The organism is Flagellimonas sp. L-11, assembly GCF_056857735.1.
In genome coordinates, this window is sequence record NZ_JBSXNR010000039.1 from 89,962 (window position 1) to 105,410 (window position 15,449).

14 protein-coding genes are annotated in these 15,449 nt (G+C 39.8%); 4 read left to right on the top strand and 10 right to left on the bottom strand.

Annotated features, from left to right (window positions below):
• Positions 1-293: 293 nt before the first annotated feature.
• Positions 294-3,071, bottom strand: a complete 2,778-nt coding sequence (uvrA, locus tag AC13CC_RS06015; protein ID WP_326277330.1) for an excinuclease ABC subunit UvrA — start codon at positions 3,069-3,071, stop codon at positions 294-296.
• A 251-nt stretch (positions 3,072-3,322) separates the two neighbouring features.
• On the opposite strand from uvrA, the gene AC13CC_RS06020 reads away from it, so the two are divergent.
• Positions 3,323-3,907, top strand: coding sequence for an RNA polymerase sigma factor (locus tag AC13CC_RS06020; RefSeq protein ID WP_014034330.1), 585 nt, complete (start codon positions 3,323-3,325; stop codon positions 3,905-3,907).
• Between the two features lie 253 nt (positions 3,908-4,160).
• Here AC13CC_RS06020 and AC13CC_RS06025 read toward each other — a convergent pair whose 3' ends face one another.
• Complete coding sequence (locus tag AC13CC_RS06025; protein WP_326277329.1) at positions 4,161-4,823, bottom strand: endonuclease III domain-containing protein; 663 nt, start codon at positions 4,821-4,823, stop codon at positions 4,161-4,163.
• 55 nt (positions 4,824-4,878) lie between these two features.
• On the opposite strand from AC13CC_RS06025, the gene bcp reads away from it, so the two are divergent.
• Positions 4,879-5,334, top strand: a complete 456-nt coding sequence (gene bcp / locus AC13CC_RS06030; RefSeq protein WP_326277328.1) for a thioredoxin-dependent thiol peroxidase — start codon at positions 4,879-4,881, stop codon at positions 5,332-5,334.
• 141 nt (positions 5,335-5,475) lie between these two features.
• Here the strand turns inward: bcp and AC13CC_RS06035 are convergent, their stop codons facing one another.
• On the bottom strand, positions 5,476-6,930 hold the full coding sequence (locus tag AC13CC_RS06035) for a TonB-dependent receptor (protein WP_293162955.1): 1,455 nt from the start codon (positions 6,928-6,930) through the stop codon (positions 5,476-5,478).
• 89 nt (positions 6,931-7,019) lie between these two features.
• On the opposite strand from AC13CC_RS06035, the gene AC13CC_RS06040 reads away from it, so the two are divergent.
• Together AC13CC_RS06040 and AC13CC_RS06045 are read left to right on the top strand one after the other, a co-directional pair.
• The gene (locus AC13CC_RS06040; protein WP_326277387.1) at positions 7,020-7,784 is read left to right on the top strand and encodes an MBL fold metallo-hydrolase; all 765 of its coding nucleotides are present in this window, start codon (positions 7,020-7,022) and stop codon (positions 7,782-7,784) included.
• Between the two features lie 141 nt (positions 7,785-7,925).
• A complete protein-coding gene (locus tag AC13CC_RS06045) occupies positions 7,926-8,417 on the top strand; it encodes a hydrolase (RefSeq protein WP_326277327.1) in 492 nt (163 codons plus the stop codon).
• Between the two features lie 215 nt (positions 8,418-8,632).
• On the opposite strand, the gene AC13CC_RS06050 is transcribed toward AC13CC_RS06045, so the two are convergent.
• The 7 genes from AC13CC_RS06050 to AC13CC_RS06080 all read right to left on the bottom strand — a co-directional run bounded on the left by AC13CC_RS06050 (position 8,633) and on the right by AC13CC_RS06080 (position 15,281).
• A complete protein-coding gene (locus AC13CC_RS06050) occupies positions 8,633-9,292 on the bottom strand; it encodes an alpha/beta hydrolase (RefSeq protein ID WP_482876493.1) in 660 nt (219 codons plus the stop codon).
• A gap of 9 nt (positions 9,293-9,301) precedes the next feature.
• Positions 9,302-9,625 carry a hypothetical protein gene (locus AC13CC_RS06055; protein ID WP_326277325.1) on the bottom strand — a complete coding sequence of 108 codons (324 nt, stop codon included), beginning with the start codon at positions 9,623-9,625 and terminating at the stop codon, positions 9,302-9,304.
• Positions 9,625-10,878: a dihydroorotase gene (locus AC13CC_RS06060; RefSeq protein ID WP_326277324.1), complete on the bottom strand. Its 1,254-nt coding sequence runs from the start codon at positions 10,876-10,878 to the stop codon at positions 9,625-9,627. The genes AC13CC_RS06055 and AC13CC_RS06060 overlap by 1 nt, the downstream gene beginning before the upstream one ends.
• Positions 10,875-12,800 (bottom strand): BatA domain-containing protein, encoded by a 1,926-nt coding sequence (locus AC13CC_RS06065; RefSeq protein ID WP_326277323.1) that lies wholly within the window; start codon positions 12,798-12,800, stop codon positions 10,875-10,877. Before AC13CC_RS06065 ends, AC13CC_RS06060 begins: the two co-directional genes overlap by 4 nt.
• A 348-nt stretch (positions 12,801-13,148) precedes the next feature.
• A complete protein-coding gene (locus tag AC13CC_RS06070) occupies positions 13,149-14,156 on the bottom strand; it encodes a glycosyltransferase (RefSeq protein ID WP_482876495.1) in 1,008 nt (335 codons plus the stop codon).
• A gap of 32 nt (positions 14,157-14,188) precedes the next feature.
• Complete coding sequence (locus tag AC13CC_RS06075) at positions 14,189-14,584, bottom strand: hypothetical protein (protein ID WP_326277321.1); 396 nt, start codon at positions 14,582-14,584, stop codon at positions 14,189-14,191.
• Position 14,585: 1 nt separating this feature from the next.
• Positions 14,586-15,281, bottom strand: a complete 696-nt coding sequence (locus tag AC13CC_RS06080) for an SGNH/GDSL hydrolase family protein (RefSeq protein ID WP_326277320.1) — start codon at positions 15,279-15,281, stop codon at positions 14,586-14,588.
• Between the last annotated feature and the right edge of the window lie 168 nt (positions 15,282-15,449).

The following is a 15,449-nucleotide window of genomic DNA, read 5'->3' on the forward strand; positions in this document are numbered from 1 at the left end:
GCAACAACAGATATGTTTATTAACTTCTAGCTTTGGACATCAAGCACAAACTTAAGTGTCAAGTTCAATAACAAAGAGAAAAGAGCCAAGAACCAAGACTCAAGTTCAGAGTTAGGGGGCGTTATGTATGATATTCAGTTTTTGAGTTACTGCAAACTGCATATTTCCGACCTCGGACGTTTCGACTGCGCTCAACGTGACACTTCGGACTAAGTTGTTCGGTTATTGAGTTACTACAAACTGTGTGCTGCGTACTTCTGACTCCGTGCATCGGGCTTCCGACATCCGACTTCTTATAATTTTTCCCTCAAATACGTTGCTGTGTAAGATTCCTTATTGTTGATAATTTCTTCGGGGGTGCCTTCCACCACTAAATTACCACCTTTTTCGCCACCTTCGAGACCAAGGTCGATGATGTAATCCGCACATTTTACGAGCTCCATATTATGCTCAATTACAATTACGGAATGTCCTTTGTCAATAAGTTCATCAAAGGATTTAAGCAATTTTTTAATGTCGTGGAAATGAAGACCTGTGGTAGGTTCATCAAAAATGAACAAGGCTTTTTCCTTAGTATGCCCTTTTACCAAAAATGAGGCCAGTTTTATACGCTGCGCTTCACCGCCGGAAAGGGTAGAGGAGGACTGCCCCAAAGCCACATATCCCAAGCCTACATCTTGCAAGGGCTTCAGTTTGGTTACTATCTTGTCTTGTTTGTGGGTTGAAAAATGTGTAATGGCATCGTCAATGGTCATGTTGAGGATGTCATCAATATTTTTTCCTTCAAATTGGACTTCCAGAATATCTTTTTTGAAGCGTTTACCTGCACATGCATCACATTCCAAATGCACATCTGCCATAAACTGCATCTCTACAGTAATTTCACCTTCGCCCTTACATTTTTCACACCGACCACCATCAACATTAAATGAGAAATGCTTGGCCTGGTATCCCCTTAACTTGCTCAGTTTTTGTGAAGCAAACAGACTTCGAATGTCATCGTAAGCCTTTATATATGTTACGGGATTGGAGCGCGAAGAACGACCAATAGGGTTCTGATCTACGAACTCTACATGCTTTATATGGGAATATTTCCCCTCCATTGCCGAAAACTGACCTGCTTTTTCTCCATATCCTCCGGTTTCTTTTAATATGGTGGGATACAATATTTTCCTGACGAGGGTACTTTTTCCACTTCCGGATACGCCAGTGACCACGGTGAGCATATTCAATGGGAAAGTGACATCTATATTTTTCAGGTTGTTTTCCCTTGCCCCTTTTATTTTAATGTAGTGTTTTGAATTCCTACGCTCCTTGGGAACTGGTATTTCCATGGTTCCATTAAGGTAGGATGCCGTCAACGAATCCGATTTAAGAATAGTTTCCCAATTTCCTGTGGCCACCACTTTTCCGCCAAGGGTTCCCGCTTCGGGGCCTATATCAATAATCTCATCTGCGGCCTGCATAATGTCTTCGTCGTGTTCTACCACTATGACGGTATTGCCCAAATCCCTGAGTGATTTGAGTACCTCTATTAAATTTTCTGTATCTCTTGGGTGAAGCCCGATACTGGGTTCGTCCAAAATATACATGGAACCCACCAGACTGCTTCCCAGCGAGGTTGCCAAATTAATGCGCTGGCTTTCACCACCGGAAAGCGTGTTCGATTTTCGATTCAGCGTGAGGTAACTCAACCCTACTTTATCCAAAAAGTCCAAACGTGTAGTGATTTCCTTCAGTAATCTATTGGAAATGGCCGTATCGTGTTCCGAAAGTTGAAGCTCATCAAAAAATGGTACCAGTTTATTGATGGGCAATTCGATTAAGTCCGAAATGGATTTGCCTCCCACTTTTACATAATCGGCTTCTTTGCGAAGTCGCTTTCCTTTACATACGGAACATTTGGTTTTTCCACGATAACGCGAAAGCATCACCCTATTCTGAATCTTATAACTTTTCTCTTCTAGCTGTTCAAAAAACTTATTGATGCCAATAAAGTGTTCGTTGCCGTCCCAAACCAGTTGTTTTTGTTCTTCGGAGAGTTCGAACCAAGGTTTATGGATTGGAAAATCAAATTTATACGCAGCATTCACCAATTGATCGCGGTACCACCCCATACTTTCGCCACGCCATGGAAAAATGGCATTCTCATAAACGGAAAGTGCCGTGTTGGGTATCACCAAGTCTTCATCAATACCGATTACGTCTCCATATCCTTCACACTTGGAACAGGCACCATACGGATTGTTAAAGCTGAACAGGTGAACGTTAGGCTCTAAAAATTTCATGCCATCCAACTCAAACTGGTTGCTAAACGTTTTTACTTCTCCAGTTTGAAGGTTTTCGATGGCGCATTGCCCTTTTCCTTCAAAAAAGGCATTGTCCACTGCATTTCCCAAGCGGTTATAAAAATCCTCATCATCCTTAACAATGATTCTATCCACCACTAAATCAAACTCCCTCCCGATATTTTCTGGAGCTTGATCTATTCGGATGACCTCGCCCTTATACTTAATACGGGCATAACCCTGCTTGGAAAAAAGCTCCAACGATTTTAAAGGCTCTCGCTCTTCTTTAATTTTAATGGGCGCCAACAATAACAGTTTGTCCCTTTCGTTTAATCGTTTAATATGGTTAATAACATCCGTAACGGTATGTTTCTTTACTTCTTTCCCAGAAATAGGGGATAGGGTTTTACCGATACGGGCATACAACAACTTTAGATAGTCATATATTTCGGTAGTGGTTCCCACAGTTGAACGTGGATTCGTAGAATTCACTTTTTGTTCTATGGCAATGGCGGGGGCTATACCTTTAATATAGTCCACTTTGGGCTTGTCCAATTTCCCTAAAAACTGTCGCGCGTAGGACGATAGGCTTTCCACATATCTACGCTGGCCTTCGGCATAGAGCGTATCAAAAGCCAGGCTCGACTTACCAGAGCCCGATAATCCTGTGATTACCACCAACTTATTTCTTGGAATAACCACATCAATATTTTTAAGGTTGTGCAGTTTGGCACCTTTAATGATAATATGCTGCTTGGGATCTACGTTTATATTGATTGACATTTGTTAAAATTAGGGTCTCAAAGATACGATACACTACACTTAATACGTATATTGCATCAGTTAACATATAAAAATCGGCAACTCACAACATAGATTTTAGGTCGCCTGCCTATTTATCTATATTTGAAGTGTAATTAAAATCCTGATAGGCCTATACAGAATAATTACTTTTTTAAAGATTAAAAACTGAATAACTAAAGTCTTTCTTAGAAAAGGGAGGACTGTGTTTTAACCCAAAAAAAGTAATTTGTATGGAACAACTACAGATTAAAGATTCGATTTTAGTAAAGAACTACATTGACGGAGACGAAAAGGCTCTTGAAATCCTGATTAACAGGCATAACCAAAGAATTACCAGCTTTATTTATAGCAAAGTTTTGGACAGAGATGTTGCAGAGGACATTTTTCAGGACACTTTTATAAAAGTGATCAAAACCTTGAAAAAAGGAAGATATAGCGAAGAGGGCAAATTCTTGCCTTGGGTAATGCGAATTGCGCACAACTTGGTGATAGATCATTTCCGTAAAAACAAAAGAATGCCCAAGTTCGAAGGCAGTGATGATTTCAACATTTTTTCCGTTATCCACGATGAGAAGTTGAATGCCGAAAAGCAAATCATCAAAGATCAAATAGAAAGTGATTTAACACTTTTGATCGATGAATTGCCAGATGATCAAAGAGAGGTGCTCATCATGCGTATTTACAAGGATATGAGCTTTAAGGAAATATCCGAAAACACCAATGTTAGTATTAATACAGCTTTGGGAAGGATGCGTTATGCACTCATTAATCTAAGAAAAATTGTAGAGCGTAAAAACATCGTTTTAACGAATTAATCGAGCAATACGTCGAAGTCTGCAATATTTCCAAACTAGCGCCGTTATATAATGGAAACAATTACTTACGCTAGAATATGGAAAACATTTACTCTGAAGAACAAAAATCCGTAAAAACGGTAAAAGCTAGTCAGAAAACAGTGGATTTTTTGCTTAGCTTTTCAAAATCGATTCATGTAGTTGACTACAAAAAACACCAGTTTGAAGTAACATTGAATTAATTTAAGGATCAAACTGACGAAAAGAGCCGCAACTAGCGGCTCTTTTTGTTTTTATAATACTCGTTGATCACGGTTTTTCTTCCAATCGTCTTGGTAATAATGTCTTTTTCCAAATCCCAGCCCCTGGCCGGTGAATATTCCCTACCGTACCAAATAATCTGAAGATGTAAACGGTTCCAAATCTCCTCTGGAAATAAGCGTTTGGCATCACGCTCGGTTTGCACCACATTTTTCCCATTACTGAACCCCCAACGGTACATGAGCCTGTGAATGTGGGTATCTACCGGAAAAGCAGGAATTCCAAAGGCCTGGGAAACCACAACACTGGCTGTTTTGTGTCCCACGCTTGGCAATTCTTCCAACAGCGCAATATCGCGAGGGACTTTACCATTGTATTTTTCAATCAAAATTTGGGACAGCCCATATATTCCCTTTGATTTCATGGGGGATAGTCCTACAGGTTTTATGATTTCCTTAATCTCATTCACAGAAAGTTTTACCATATCATAAGGGTTATCCGCCTTTTCAAATAAAAGAGGGGTGATTTGATTGACCCGAACATCCGTACTTTGGGCCGATAACAGCACAGCTATTAATAAAGTATAGGGATCTTTATGGTCTAACGGAATAGGAATAGTAGGATATAGTTTATCCAAGGTATTGATTGTGAACGCAACCTTTTCTTGTTTGGTCATATTTGTTTAACTTTGTTAATATAAATATTAAACAATTAATTCAAGAGCAACGCAAATGAATATGTTAAAAGTAGGAGATAAAGTACCTGATTTTTCAGCAAAAGACCAAGACGGCAATACAATTAATTTGAGTGATTATAAGGGCAAAAAACTTGTCGTTTTTTTCTATCCCAAAGCAAACACACCTGGTTGCACGGCAGAAGCCTGTAATTTAAGGGATAACTATAAAGAATTGCAAAATCAAGGCTTCGAAATTTTGGGCGTAAGTGCCGATTCGGAAAAGAAACAGTCAAACTTTAAGACCAAATATGAGTTCCCTTTTCCTTTATTGGCCGATGAAGACCATACCGTGATCAATACCTTTGGTGTTTGGGGGCCTAAAAAGTTTATGGGCAGGGAGTATGATGGTATTCACAGAACTACTTTCGTGATCAATGGAGATGGTGTAGTGGAAAATGTTATCGACAAAGTGAAAACGAAAGATCACGCTGCGCAATTACTTGATGCGTAAAACGTATTTGTCTCATCGAGCGCCCGCCTGCCGGACGGACGGGCAATCGAGATGCTATGGAACAATAGGCATTAAAAGTTCTTGACTGCGCGCGAACTGACATTTTAAAATAAAAAGGCGCTGAATAAGCGCCTTTTTATTTTATTTTTCCTTCTCTTCAAGAACCTTTCTGGTAAACAGGTTTTTCTCTTTTATTATTTCAGCAATACCTTCTGGCAGCTCTTTTTCCCATCCATCATCATTGTTAATAATCTTTTTGAGCACATTTCTTGAAAAGATATGAAGTACATCCGGGTCATAATCAATAATATCCATCACTTTTCCATTGTACTTAAAGAATTTGTACAATTCCTTCATACGAGGATGGACTTTGACATTGTTGCTGGTGAGTACTTGACCCGTTTCTGGATCTTTCATCGGATACAGGTACACCTTAAGATCCTTAAAGAACAATTTTCCGAAAGCTTCCAAAATGCCACCACTTAAGTGACGGTAGTATTTTTCATCAAATACATCCACTAAATTGTTCACGCCCATGGTCAATCCAATCTTGGCTTTGGTATAATTGTTAAAATACTCTACCAATTTATAGTACTCTTGGAATTTGGAAATCAATACTGTATGTCCGAGTGAACACAATAGCTCCGCCCTGTCCATAAAATCCTGCTCGTCGATTTCTCCAGATGCCTTTAGGTTGGATAAGGTTATTTCAAAAACAACAATGGCATTTTCCATATCCACGGTCTGTTCCCGAATAAAAATATCGTATGACTTTTGGAACATGTCCATATTCACCTTGGTAACAGGCCTAAAACTACCCCGTAATGCCAAGATATTTTTCTTGTACAACACGGCTGCAGGCAGCAAGTTGTTTCCATCGGGACCAAACATAACCGCGTCGGTCATGTCATTTTTAATAAGCTGAAGGCTCATCAACCTATTATCAACATCCGCAAAGTTGGGTCCTGTGAAGTTGATCATATCAATTTCCAAAGTATCATGGTCGATATGATCGTATAGGTATTTTAAAAGTTTTTTGGGCTTATGGAACTTGAAAAACGCTCCATAAATCAAGTTTACACCTAAAATGCCCAAGGTTTCTTGCTGTAGTCTTGCCTCATTTTGTTTAAAACGAATATGAAGTACGATTTCGTCATATTCCTTTTGGTCAGGGTCCAACTGAAAACGAAGTCCAACCCATCCATGCCCTTTGTAACGTTTGGAAAAATCGATGGTAGCCACAGTATTGGCGTAACTAAAGAACAAATAATCCGGATTACTGTCCCTACTGATCCGTTCCTCGACCAATCTCATTTCGTGATCCAACATCTTTTTTAACCGGGATTGGGTAACATAGCGACCATCTTCCTCAATGCCATAAATGGCATCACTAAAAGATTTGTCGTAAGCGCTCATCGCCTTTGCTATGGTTCCAGAAGCTCCTCCTGCCCTAAAAAAATGTCTGGCAGTTTCCTGTCCGGCGCCAATTTCAGCAAATGTTCCATAAATATCACGGTTCAAGTTGATCCTAAGGGTCTTGGCCTTTATGGAAGGAATATTTTCAAAAGCATTTTCTCTGCTTGGTACGCTAGGCATATCCGAATTTTTAAAGTAAAACAAAGTTACACTCTTCAATCAATCTATTAAATAAATAAGTTATAATTTTGGATTTAATGGATGATAAGATGACCATTACTTTTTTGGGTACGGGAACTTCACAGGGAATCCCCATAATCGGAAGCAAACACCCCGTTTGCCTGAGCAATGATCCAAAAGACAAAAGACTGCGTGTATCCGTACTCATTTCTTGGAAAGATTATAACTACGTGATTGATTGCGGCCCCGACTTTAGGCAACAAATGCTCGCCAACCCAATAGATAAGTTGGATGGAATTTTGTTTACCCACGAACATGCCGACCATACAGCAGGCATAGATGATATTCGCCCCTTTTTCTTTAGGCAAGGAGACATTCCTGTTTATGCACACCCCAGAGTGCTTGATTCCCTCAAGAAACGATTCGATTACATTTTTGCGGATGAAGATAGATATCCGGGTGCACCAGCCGTACAGGTTTATGAAGTTTTCAAGGATAAAAAAATTCCTTTGGGCGGCTTGGAAGTTATTCCCATTGAAGCTTACCACAACAGATTAAAAGTTTTTGGCTATCGTTTTGGCGAATTTGTATACATGACCGATGTAAAAAGGGTGGAGGAGGAGGAAATCAAAAAAATAAAAGGAGCCGAAGTGTTGGTGATAAATGCGCTAAGGATAGATCCGCACCATTCCCATTTTAATTTGGAGGAAGCATTGGAGTTTGCCGAGGAAGTGGGAGCGGAGCGAACCTATTTTACCCATATCAGTCATTTATTGGGGTTCCATGATGAAGTTGAAAAAAGTCTCCCCAAAAACATACATTTGGCCTACGATAACCTTAAAATAAAAATATAGACGCCCTTAATACGTTATGATAACATGTTTCAAAGTGTTGGATTGTTATCTTGAGCGCAGTCGAAAGATAGACAAGAACATCTCGACCATACACGATGTGACATTAACCATAATCAAGGATCCATAAAATTTTCAAAATCCATGAAGAGTAGAATTTTTCTATACCTATTTGTTTTTGCCGCATTATTGGCCCTGTTTCAATATGTAACAGGAAATAATATGCAAAAAGCATTGACCTCCGATGTTGAACAACTACAGACTGAGGTGGAAGAACTTAAGGATTCCCTGCAAACCATGCACCTTAAGGTTCTCGACATGCAGTACTTTACTTTGGAAAACAATGATGATGCCCTTGCCTATTATGATCATTTGGATATAGAAGACCCATCACGCTATATTCAGGATAAGTTATTGGAAACCAACGAACAAAAAGGGGATAATCCTTTAATTCCCTACGAAGGAATGGAAAGCGATTTTAAAATCAATAAAATCAAGGTGTTGAACCATAAATGGATTTTGGCCGATTTTTCCGATGGAAAATATTGGGGAGACCTTATTATAAAATATGAACTAAAAGATGATTTGAGCGTGGACTTTACCTTGGCCGAACATTTGCTTTATGCTCCGCAGTAATTAATCAGTGCCAAAAGGGAGAGAACATAGAAAATAGACGGATGTGCTTATTGGCTTCGGAGTTCAGAGTTAGGAGTTCAAAGTTACGAAGTTATTGGGTTAGTGCCTACCGCAAACTGCCACTGCTTACTTCAAGTTCAAGAGCAAAGAAAAGAGAACCAAGACACAAGAGACAAGACTTCGTGCATCGTGCTTCCAACTTCTAACACCGAGCATCAAACATGTCCCTCTAACCACTTTTTAAAGGAAAAGAAGTTCTGTTGGGAAACACCATGTCCCACAGGAAACTCCTGATAAGTAGTCGGAATACCCAATTTTTCTAGGAATTCTGGTGAATTTTGGGCCCATTCCAAAGGAATCACTTGGTCCACCTGCCCATGCGATGCGTAAAAATTTAGTTTACTATGGTCTTTTTCAGCATAGCCGTCCACCAAAATATTTTCGTTGATGTATCCGCTCAGTGCAATCACGTTCTTCACTTTTTCCGGATACGATAGGGCAACTGCATAACTTAAAATGGTTCCTTGGCTAAATCCTAATAGTGTGATATTATCTTTGTCCAAATCGTATGCCTCAATGGCTTCGTCCATAAAAGCAACAATTTTTTCCCTAGATTCTTTAGCTTGTTCATCATCGCTCCATTTGCCTTGTTCTGCATCAAAATTAATGGCATACCAAGCATGGCCAAATGGCTCAAGATTATAAGGTGCTTTTAAGGAAAATACCATCAGCTCTCCGGGTAATTCCGATGCAAAGGAAAAAAGGTCCTCTTCATTGCTACCATAACCATGTAACATAAAAAGCGCAGGTATTTTGCCGGAAACTTTAGAGGATGGTCGTAATAAATATGTTAGCGATAGGGGTTTTAAGGACATTATTATAGTTTATGATATGAATGTGAACCATTTTTGAAAGTATTTTCCCAATACTGGTAATGGTTTTGTTTTTTCGTTAAGGGCTTGCAAAAAGCCAAACACCCAGATTACAATATAAAAAATATAGATGGGAATAGATAGATAAACCAACCCTGTATACGTTAGCAATATTGCCAAGGCATGGAAAAGGATATGGATTCCAAAGGCCTGCCGTATATGAAAACGGGCAAAGGCATTTTTGGGTTCAATGTTCATGGTGATGGCAATCAAACAGCCCACAATGGTAATATATGCTACGACTGCCGTGGTTTTTCCTGGGGTGGAATTACTCATTATAGTGTACTTTGACCGTTATTGATGACTCCGTAAACTTTGCCCTTTAATGTGGAACCTACGAACATGCTATTCTTTGAGGTTGAAAGAATGTTCTTTGCCTCAAAAGTGTACTCCCCATCAGGATTGAACAGGGTTAAACATGCTTTGGAGCCTTCTTTTAGGGCAGGAGGCACTATTTGGAACCGAGAACGTCCTTTGGTTAAAAAAACAATGGTTTCTTCCAACTCAAAAATGGTGTTCAAACTTCCAAAAGCGGACTCTAGCCCAAGACTTCCGCTTTTTGCATTATCAAATTCCACACGTTTGTGCTCAATATCCATCGGAATATGGTCTGTGGTCACAAAATCTATGGTTCCGTTTTTCACTCCTTTGATCAATGTCTTACAATCCGATTTTGTCCGAAGGGGCGGCGACACCTTAAAATGGGTATCAAAACTCGTTAGGGTCTCATCCGAAAAGAATAGATTGTGAATGGCCACGCTGCACGTTACATCCAACCCTTTTTTCTTGGCCTCTGCGATAAGTTTTACCGAACCCCCTGAAGATATGGTCGGAATATGCAGTTTACCACCCGTATACTCCAATATAAAAAGGTCTCTGGCAATTTGTAGCTCTTCCGAAAGTGCAGGGATTCCCTTGAGTCCTAATTTTGTTGAGACTTCACCTTCGTGCGCCACACCTTTCCCTTTTATGTCGCCATCCTGAGGAAAGGAATACACCAATCCATCAAAATTTTGGGCATACAACAATGCAATTTTTAATAGGTTGGGATTGGAAACCTGTTTTTTGAAATCGTAAAAGGCCACGGCTCCCGCATTCTTCATGTCATAAAGCTCCGCAAGATCAACACCGTCGGAATTCTTGGTCAAGGTACCCAAAGGATAAATTTTTGTAGCCTTTCCAATTCCGCGCTCTTTTAAAAATACCACATCAGAACTGGTATCGGGCACGGGATTCGTGTTTGGGTTCAGCACAATATCGGTGAACCCACTTTTACCGGCCGTAAACAATCCATTTGCAATGGTTTCCCGTTCCTCAAATCCTGGCTCGCCAAAACTCACGCTGCTATCGAACCAACCGAGGGATACATGCAGATTATCTTTTTCTACCACCTTGGTATTGGCAGGAGCTTCCACAGCCGCACCGATCTTCTCAATAATTCCTTTTTTAATAAGGATATCCCTTTTCTTCAGGTGAAGCTCCTTGTTCTCTGGGCATACGATTTTTGCAGACTTCAGCAGAATGTTCATGTAACAAATTTTTGAATGAGTACCTCAATAAGCGCCAGAAGCAACGCTAAAATAACAAACCATTTCCAATATGCGGTAATGTTGTTCTCCGCTTCCAAGTATTCAAATAGTTCGGGAACGGAATCCATAGTGTTTGCATTTTCCAATGCTCCGATATCCATATATTTGAGTTGACTTTCCGCTCTGGGGTAATTAAAACTTATATTTTGTAGCCTTTGCTCGTTTTGTAAAATGAAAAAAATCCCATCTTCGGTCGGATTTTGGTCAAAAGTGAGCCGCACCCGATTTGGAAAAGTTTGTTGCAGTGGAATAAACCCGTAACCTGCTTTGGAGACCTCTAAAATATCGTCGTTACCTATTTGAGCAGAAATATCCACCGTAGTTGATTCACCAAGGGTTTGATAGGGCTTTGGTGTTTGCAAACTCGATTGTGCCATATTATAAAAGGTGGGCACAATCAACGGGGAGTTGATAAAATTGGAGTTATCCAATGCCAAGGGAACTGTAAAAACATACAGTCCATCATCCCCGGACAAAAACGAATCGCCGCCTTCCAAGGACAAAGCTTTGGGCAAAGTGGTCTGTATGCTGAAATGCTCTTTTACGGATGGATATTGAAAATTGGTCACTTCCTGTTCAAAAACGTTTCGGTACAGCGGGTGATCAAAAGTGATGGTGGTCAACTTGGCATCGGATGTGATTTTCTCCGAAAATTGTGTTGTGGATAAACTGGACAAAAACGTATTGTAAGAGGATAAATTACTGTTGATCGCAGGAACTATAATCAAGGTGCCACCATCATTTTTAAAAGTGCGCAAGATATTTTGAAGGCCGCTTGGAATTGTGGCTAAATTATCCAGAACCACTACATTTTGATTATCCAAATTACTGTAATCCAGTTGATTCAAGGCATATTTTTGAAAATCGAACTCGTCGCCTCGGAACAATCGCTTTAAATAATCGCTATCCGATTCACTAATGGCCAAAACTTTAATTTTTTCTTTGGAATTGATGTTGAAGTAAAACCGATTATCGTACCCCAATGCATTATCGATGATACTCAAACGTCCGTTTAACTCTTCACTGGCCGGAATGGTAAATTCGACTTCAGCATCTCCATTTGATTTAAATTTTGCAGCAGTTTTGGCAATCAATTCCTCATCATTATAAAGAGAAATGGGCAAGGCATTATTCTCGTTTCCTCCAGAAAGAAACACTTTTAATTTGGCCTGTTCGTTCAAGCCATCATCCACAAAAACGGAATCAATCGATACATTATTTTGAATCTCTTGCGGCTGCATCGGAACAAAATGAGCCACCAAATTTGTATCCAAATCGGTATTTCCATCGGATACCCTTTCTTGAAAATCAGAAATTACGATCAAGTTTTTTATACTACTACTGTTTTGGGAGAACAGACTGTTGGCCTTTAGGCCAATTTCGTTCAGGTTGAGTTGTTTGTACGAGTAGGGGAGCGATAGCAACGAATTCTGAATGTCAGTTATGCGAACATTATTGAATGCTTTTTCGTTTGTGAACAGACTGAACTCCGTATCTCCGTCAATGTTTTTGATTAAATCTTGGACAGCTTTTTCCAAAAGTGAAATGCCATTGTTCTTGGCTTGCATGCTGAAAGAATCGTCCAGATAAACAACGGTTTCCTTTTCTTGAAGCGCTGTTGTGGCCGAGGTAAACGGTTGCGCAAAGGCAATTATAATGGCAGCCAACAATAAGAGACGGGTAAACAGCAGCAGCCATTTTTTAAGCGTATTGCTTTTTCTGGACTCCGAAACCACTTTTTGTAGCATGGCCACATTGGTGAACGGGGTTTTGGTAAAGCGCCGTAACTGAAATAAATGAATTAAAATGGGTATGACTAGAAGAAAAAGTGCCCAAAGAATTTCTGGATGTTTAAACTGCATTCCCAACATTGCTTGATCAAAGATAGGCATTAAAACATTCTGATTTCAAACTTCATTTATCAATTGTCAATGAACATTCAACAATAACCAACGAACAATTATTAATGAACCCATTATGATTGTAGGCGAGGCAAAGCATCTTTTTTGAGATGGATTTCACGAATAGCTCGAAGCAATTGTTAAATGACTTTTCAAACCGGCACCTTGAGTACTCGTCCACCTGCCAGTACAAGCAAGTTTCAGGGGTTCCGCGGTTTATGGATTCCGTGTCAAGCACGGAATGACAAAAGATACTTGTACTTATCATTTTGGGCGAATGTGAGGAATCTAATTCGAAACAAGGTTGAATCAGCAAAAAAAGAAGTAATCCTGCATAGATGATCTGCCCAATTCTGAAAAGTAGCCCCTGATTTCTTTTTGGGCTTCCTCATTGGCAACGGTGATAATACTTTGTGGATTGTCCAGTTCTTGTAATGCCTCAAAGTGGACGAGTTCTTTACCATATATTTGTTTACCGATTTTTTTTGGATTGTCGCACAGCCAAACAAAATCAAGACCTCGCTTTTTTAACCCTTTTGTAATTTTCTTCCCTTTAAATCCAGCTCCCCAAACTACCAACGGACGGGTTACATCGTAATTCAACCTTAAAAAATAATGGAGTTTGATGTCCAAAAAATAGTTTTGTGCGTAATGCTCATGGGTGCGGGAAGTGCGGGTAGCGTAATCACGCCAAAGGTGCAGTACTTGGGCGCATGGAATAATTTTAAATCCATGTTCATAAAATCGAAAGGATAAATCGTAATCTTCCGGGTAGCGGTTGGGTCGAAAACCATTGCACTTATCAAAATCTTCTCGGTGAACCATCCAGCAAGGGGAGGGAATTACGCATTCTTTATAAATTTCATCATAATTATTGCCAGTTGATGTGAGTTGGTTCAACCATTTCTCATAGCGTTCGTAACCATTGCTGATGCCCCGGTCAGAAAAATATTTTACCTGTCCAACAGCAACATGACCAGTTCCATTTTCTTTTAAAGCATTCACCATTACCTCCAATCTGTTAGGTTTCATGATGTCATCGGAATCCATACGGGTCACAAAGCTTCCGTTACTTCGGGCGTATGCCGTTTGGAGCGCTGGAATAATCCCCGTGCCTTTGTTTTGGAAGACTTTTATGCACCCATCTTTTTTGGAGTAGTCGGAGAGAAGCTCAAAACTCTCATCGGTAGAATGATCGTTAACGGCCAAAACCTCCCAATTGGCATACGTTTGATTCACAATGGAATCCAAACATTCGGGCAAAAAATTTGCGGTGTTTTTAAAAGGAATGATGATGCTAACTTTACCGTTTTGCATGCTGCAAGGTAACTAATTCAAGGCAAGTAATTTTAGTTAAACGGAAGTAGGTCGGGTTCCAAATAGGTGGTTTTTGCCTTTGGGTCTGCAATAACATCTTTACCATAATGTTGGAACAATAATTCTTTGAACGAGGTAATCAATCTCGGAAATTCAACGATAAATTCTTCAAAATTGGTTGCGCTCGATTTTTGCTTAAAATGTCGCACCACTTTTACAGCGGCCACGGTCAAGGTTGTGTGATATTTAGTGCCATCTCCATGTAATCGATCAAAATTCTTGATGGCTTTACAAGTTTTTACGATGGCAGTTTCCTCATCAAACAAGTTAAGATAAATCCAAGCTAGTTTTATATGGGCTTTATGGTTGAATTGTTCCGGCGGGAATTGTCCGTTTTCAAAAGCCTTAATAAAATCAGCATCGTTCATTTTATTCGCTTTTAAGAACCGTATCAATGGCTTCCTTCACCATTTTTTCCATGATGTCGTAACCTGCTTTGGTCACGTGTACTTCGTCTGTGGTCAAGTCGGATGGTAGTCCATTTCTATCATCGGCCATTTCGGAAAAATAATCCAAATACAGTACTCCTTGGGCTTCCGTCATAGCCTTGAGCATGTTGTTGAGCTTTGGTATTTTAATGTTCGGCTCCAAACCTGGACGCCATGGGTAATCGTAAGCAGGCAGTACGGAACAAACTATTGGTTTAATGCCATTTGCTTTTGCCAGTTCCACCATGGAAAGGATATTGTCGTGTATTTGTTTCAGCGACATGGGGCCTGTATTGCCCGCAATATCGTTGGTTCCAGCCAAAATAACGACAACTTTGGGATTTAGATCAATCACATCTTGACGGAAACGAAGCAGCATCTGTGGCGTGGTCTGTCCGCCGATGCCTCGGTTTACAAAAGGGTGGTCCTTAAAAAAATCAAGATGGGCATCTTTCCACATTTCGGTAATGGAATTGCCCATGAAAACTACGCGATTTTCATCTTCGGTTGATGCAGCTAATTCCGTATTAGCATTTTTATACTTTTCCAAATTGGGCCAATCTTGGGCATTGATTTTAGAAGTGCTCATTAATCCTAAAAAAGAAAGCATCATCCAAAGTATGGTTTGTTTTTTCACTATATGTGGTTTTTCTAAAAATAGGGAATTTCAATCAAAATGAATTAAGAAAAAAAGCGATGCGATTACTTTTGAATCATACCGCTTTAAAATTTATCAATACCATTATATCTTTTAAAGGTTTCTTGAGCCAGAAACCATCAATTCGAGTAAAATTCCAGAGGAATT

Excerpts from the sequence above, each read along its gene's own strand:
- AC13CC_RS06035 (WP_293162955.1), bottom strand. The coding sequence starts at position 6,930 with ATGCCTAGCGTACCAAGCAGAGAAAATGCTTTTGAAAATATTCCTTCC.
- AC13CC_RS06060 (WP_326277324.1), bottom strand. The coding sequence starts at position 10,878 with ATGAACATTCTGCTGAAGTCTGCAAAAATCGTATGCCCAGAGAACAAG.
- AC13CC_RS06050 (WP_482876493.1), bottom strand. The coding sequence starts at position 9,292 with ATGTCCTTAAAACCCCTATCGCTAACATATTTATTACGACCATCCTCT.
- bcp (WP_326277328.1), top strand. The coding sequence starts at position 4,879 with ATGAATATGTTAAAAGTAGGAGATAAAGTACCTGATTTTTCAGCAAAA.
- AC13CC_RS06070 (WP_482876495.1), bottom strand. The coding sequence starts at position 14,156 with ATGCAAAACGGTAAAGTTAGCATCATCATTCCTTTTAAAAACACCGCA.
- AC13CC_RS06075 (WP_326277321.1), bottom strand. The coding sequence starts at position 14,584 with ATGAACGATGCTGATTTTATTAAGGCTTTTGAAAACGGACAATTCCCG.
- AC13CC_RS06045 (WP_326277327.1), top strand. The coding sequence starts at position 7,926 with ATGAAGAGTAGAATTTTTCTATACCTATTTGTTTTTGCCGCATTATTG.
- AC13CC_RS06040 (WP_326277387.1), top strand. The coding sequence starts at position 7,020 with ATGACCATTACTTTTTTGGGTACGGGAACTTCACAGGGAATCCCCATA.
- AC13CC_RS06025 (WP_326277329.1), bottom strand. The coding sequence starts at position 4,823 with ATGACCAAACAAGAAAAGGTTGCGTTCACAATCAATACCTTGGATAAA.
- AC13CC_RS06055 (WP_326277325.1), bottom strand. The coding sequence starts at position 9,625 with ATGAGTAATTCCACCCCAGGAAAAACCACGGCAGTCGTAGCATATATT.
- AC13CC_RS06020 (WP_014034330.1), top strand. The coding sequence starts at position 3,323 with ATGGAACAACTACAGATTAAAGATTCGATTTTAGTAAAGAACTACATT.
- uvrA (WP_326277330.1), bottom strand. The coding sequence starts at position 3,071 with ATGTCAATCAATATAAACGTAGATCCCAAGCAGCATATTATCATTAAA.
- AC13CC_RS06065 (WP_326277323.1), bottom strand. The coding sequence starts at position 12,800 with ATGCAGTTTAAACATCCAGAAATTCTTTGGGCACTTTTTCTTCTAGTC.